A 320-nucleotide genomic window follows, 5' to 3' on the forward strand; every position below is an offset into this window, starting at 1 on the left:
TTTGGGCCTGTGCCGGACAATCCTTCCCCACCAAATGGTTGGCTTCCAACGATAGCCCCAATCTGGTTGCGATTCACATAGAGGTTGCCGACGTTTAGCGTGGCTTTGACGACTTCAACGCGGGCATCAATCCGGCTGTGAAGACCGAAGGTAAGCCCGTATCCACTGGCGTTCACATCGGCCAAAACACGTTCAAAGTCTTCGCTGTTGAACGTTGTGTAATGCAAGACGGGGCCAAAAACTTCGCGCGGCATGTCCTTCAAGCCACCGGGCGTTTTAAGCAGAGTTGGCCCGACGAAATGACCGTTTTCAGGGCGTGC

1 protein-coding gene is annotated in these 320 nt (G+C 54.4%); it reads right to left on the reverse strand.

All coding sequences use genetic code 11. The annotated features are described in order from the left end of the window. Nucleotides 1–320 (reverse strand): aldehyde dehydrogenase family protein (locus AB9F29_RS21765; protein WP_369757231.1); only part of this gene is annotated, 320 nt, incomplete at both ends.

The sequence above is a fragment of the Falsihalocynthiibacter sp. S25ZX9 genome (assembly GCF_041205405.1).
GTDB lineage: Bacteria > Pseudomonadota > Alphaproteobacteria > Rhodobacterales > Rhodobacteraceae > Falsihalocynthiibacter > Falsihalocynthiibacter arcticus.